This window comes from Corallococcus sp. CA053C (assembly GCF_003611675.1).
GTDB lineage: Bacteria > Myxococcota > Myxococcia > Myxococcales > Myxococcaceae > Corallococcus.
The window spans coordinates 1-3,166 of the sequence record NZ_RAWA01000642.1 but is presented as its reverse complement, the minus strand read 5'-3'; the positions used below and the strand labels follow the sequence as shown (position 1 = coordinate 3,166).

Genomic DNA, 3,166 nt, shown 5'->3' with positions numbered 1-3,166 from the left:
AGGAGCAGCAGGGCGGCGTGGCGCATGGGCAAGGGGAAACTCTACCTTGCACGGGTGATTGCGCGGCGCGTAGATTGCCGCGCGCTCCATGGCCCGGGAAAAGGACAACATTGCTCTGTCCGATGAGCACAACACCCGCGGCATCGAGCTGGCGGACCGGGGCTGGCTGGACGAGGCCATCAAGGAGTTCAGGAAGGCCATCGACCTGGACCCCACGTCGGCGCATGCGCACGACAACCTGGCCACGGTCTACGCGGAGAAGAAGCAGTTCCGCGAGGCGCTGGGCGAGTACCTCACCGCGCTGAAGCTGGAGCCGGAGAGCGCCACCGCGCACTACAACCTGGCCTGCTTCCTCTCCACCCACGCCAGCGAGATGGCGGTGGAGGAGTACAAGGAGGCCATCGAGCTGGATCCGGAGTACCCGGACGCCCACCTCAACCTGGGCCTCACGTACGCGGACCAGGGGCGGGTGGAGGAGGCGATGCGCGAGCTCCAGTCCGCCATCGAGCTGGATCCGCAGGACGCCTTCCCCCGGCACGAGCTGGCGGCGCTGATGATGGACGAGGGCGACTACCGCTCCTCCATCACCCAGCTGAAGGAAGTGGTGCGGCTGGAGCCGGACAACTTCGAGGCGCAGCTGGACCTGGGCATCTGCTACGCCCAGAAGGGCTTCTACGCTGAAGCGGAGCGCGCCTATGAGCGCGCCCGGGCGTTGAATGCGGAAGACCTGTTGCTCAACTACAACCTGGCGGCGCTGTACGCGCTGTGGGGCCGTCCGAAGGACTCCGTCCAGTACCTGCAGAAGGCGCTGGCGGCGGACCGTCAGAAGGTCCTGGGGTGGCTGTCCGCCGACCCCATGTTCGACGTGCTCAAGGGCGATCCGGACTTCGAAGCCCTCTTCTGAGGGACCACACAATGGAATGGGTTTTCCTGGGGCTGGCGCTGCTGCTGGTCGTCGCGAACGGCTTCTTCGTGGCGACGGAGTTCGCCATCGTGAAGATTCGCGCCACGCGTCTCCAATCCTTGGTGGACGAGGGCACGCCCGGCGCGGGCATGGCCCTGAAGATGGTCAGCGAGCTGGACGCGTACCTGTCCGCCACGCAGTTCGGCATCACGCTCGCGTCGCTGGGCCTGGGCTGGCTGGGTGAGCCCGCGTTCGCGCACCTCCTGGAGCCGGTGCTGACGCGCATCGTGCCGGAGGGCTCCGCGGCGACGCTCGCGCACAGCGCGGCGGTGGTCATCGCCTTCAGCATCATCACGTTCCTGCACATCGTGCTGGGGGAGCTGGCCCCCAAGAGCCTCGCCATCCAGCGCGCGGAGCAGACGACGCTCGCGGTCGCGCTGCCCATGCGCGCGTTCTACTTCCTCTTCTACCCGGCCATCCGGCTGCTCAACTGGCTGGCGTCGCTGGTGCTCAAGGCGTTCGGTCTGCACTCGGCCGGTGAGTCGCACGAGGCCACGAGCGAGGAGGAGCTGCGCGTCATCCTGCACAGCTCCGCGCAGGCGGGCGCCATCACCACGGCCCGGGCGGAGCTGCTGGAGCGCGCGCTGGAGATGGCGCAGAAGACGGCACGGCAGGTGATGGTCCCCCGCAACCAGATGCGCTACCTGGACGTGGAGGAGGCGCTCGACAAGAACGTGGTGGACGCACGCGCGTCCGGACACACGTGGCTGCCGGTGTGCCGGGGCAACCTCGATGACGTCGAGGGCGTGGTCAACGTGAAGGACCTGTTCTTCCTCCTGTCGCGCGGAGAGCTGCGCAGCCTGTCCCAGGTGCAGCGGCCGGTGCTCTTCATCCCGGAGAACGCGACGCTGGAGCAGCTGCTGGCGGAGTTCCGCCGCCGCCGCCGGCAGATCGCCATGGTGGTGGACGAGCACGGCGGCACGTCCGGCCTCGTCACCATCGCGGACGTGGTGTCGGAGGTGGTGGGCGACGTGGCGGAGCTGGGGCGGCGCGTGGAGGAAGTGCGTGCGCTGCCGGGCGGCCGCTTCGAGCTGCCGGGCACCGCGCAGCTGGACGACCTGGAAGCGCAGCTGGACGTGGACTTCGACCTGAGCGACGACGAGAAGGGCGAGGTCACCACCATCGCCGGCTACCTGATGACGAAGCTGGGCCGCGTGCCGGAGAAGGGCGACAGCCTCAAGCTCGATATGTGGCGCATCCTCGTGGAGGAGGTGGACGGGCCGCGCGTGGTGCGCGTGACGGTGGAGCCGCAGTCGCGCCCCTCCGTCACCACGCCGGGCGGCAGCCGTCCGACGGAGCCGCCCGCCTCATCCGGCGAGCCGGCTTGAGACTCCGGGCCGCCTTCAGCCCTTGGTGGCCTTCGGGGCCTTCTTCGCGCCGTTCTTGAGCGCGGCCGGCTGCACCTTGGCCTTGGGCCGGTCCACCTTGAGCAGCTCCAGGTTGGTCTCGCCGTCGGTCGTCAGCTTGATGATGCCGACGTCCGGCGCGAACCACATCAGGCTCTCCATGGAGCGCCCCTCCGAACCGGGGCGGCTGGCGCGGGCCGTGGTGATGTTCTTGATCTTCAGCGCCTTGAAGGTTCCACCCTGGACGGTGATCTCCTCCTCGCCCAGCACCGTGGCCTCCTTGTCGAAGGTCGTGGCGATGGTGGGGCGCAGGCCGCCCTTCTTCGCCGGGGGCTGGAGCTTCACCGACAGGCTGTTCTTCCACGTCCCGCCCGGCACCATCACCGACGGGGCGGGCACGGCGACGCCCTCCATGTTCACCACCTGCATGTCCATGCCGGACGCGGACAGGAGCGTGCCCTCCAGGCCGCCCAGCCCCGTGCGCACCCCCTGGGCGTCACAGGTGAGCTCCGTCTGGCCGTTGCGCCCCTTGAGGCTGACCGCGAGCAGGGCCTTCACCGTCCCATCCGGGGCCGGCACGACGTCCTTCGTCGTCAGCACCAGCTCCGAGGACCGGCCGGCGCGGTACGTCAGCGCCAGGCCCTCCTCCATGGGAAACCACGGGTTTGGACACGGGGCCGGCGCTGCCGCCACGACCATGTCAGACCGGGGTGCTACCTGAGACGTCGGGGACGCGCCCACGAGGAGCGACAGGGCGAACAAGGGCTGAAACGTAGGCCGCCTCCAGAAAGGTCAAGAGCAAGGTAGGGTGGGACGTCTGCTTTGCAAGGGTGATGCGAGGTCGCCTGCTCCCCTG

General features: G+C 68.8%; 3 protein-coding genes. 2 read left to right on the top strand and 1 reads right to left on the bottom strand.

The annotated features are described in order from the left end of the window. Positions 1–88: 88 nt before the first annotated feature. The gene (locus tag D7V97_RS41450; RefSeq protein ID WP_120531330.1) at positions 89–904 is read left to right on the top strand and encodes a lipopolysaccharide assembly protein LapB; all 816 of its coding nucleotides are present in this window, start codon (positions 89–91) and stop codon (positions 902–904) included. Between the two features lie 11 nt (positions 905–915). After that, positions 916–2,292 carry a hemolysin family protein gene (locus D7V97_RS41445; RefSeq protein WP_120616053.1) on the top strand — a complete coding sequence of 459 codons (1,377 nt, stop codon included), beginning with the start codon at positions 916–918 and terminating at the stop codon, positions 2,290–2,292. A 15-nt stretch (positions 2,293–2,307) separates the two neighbouring features. Here D7V97_RS41445 and D7V97_RS41440 read toward each other — a convergent pair whose 3' ends face one another. Further along, the gene (locus D7V97_RS41440; RefSeq protein ID WP_233583570.1) at positions 2,308–2,961 is read right to left on the bottom strand and encodes a hypothetical protein; all 654 of its coding nucleotides are present in this window, start codon (positions 2,959–2,961) and stop codon (positions 2,308–2,310) included. Between the last annotated feature and the right edge of the window lie 205 nt (positions 2,962–3,166).

Bases quoted from the DNA above. Each gene is read 5' to 3' on its own strand.
- D7V97_RS41450 (WP_120531330.1), top strand. From the start codon at position 89: ATGGCCCGGGAAAAGGACAACATTGCTCTGTCCGATGAGCACAACACC.
- D7V97_RS41445 (WP_120616053.1), top strand. From the start codon at position 916: ATGGAATGGGTTTTCCTGGGGCTGGCGCTGCTGCTGGTCGTCGCGAAC.
- D7V97_RS41440 (WP_233583570.1), bottom strand. From the start codon at position 2,961: ATGGAGGAGGGCCTGGCGCTGACGTACCGCGCCGGCCGGTCCTCGGAG.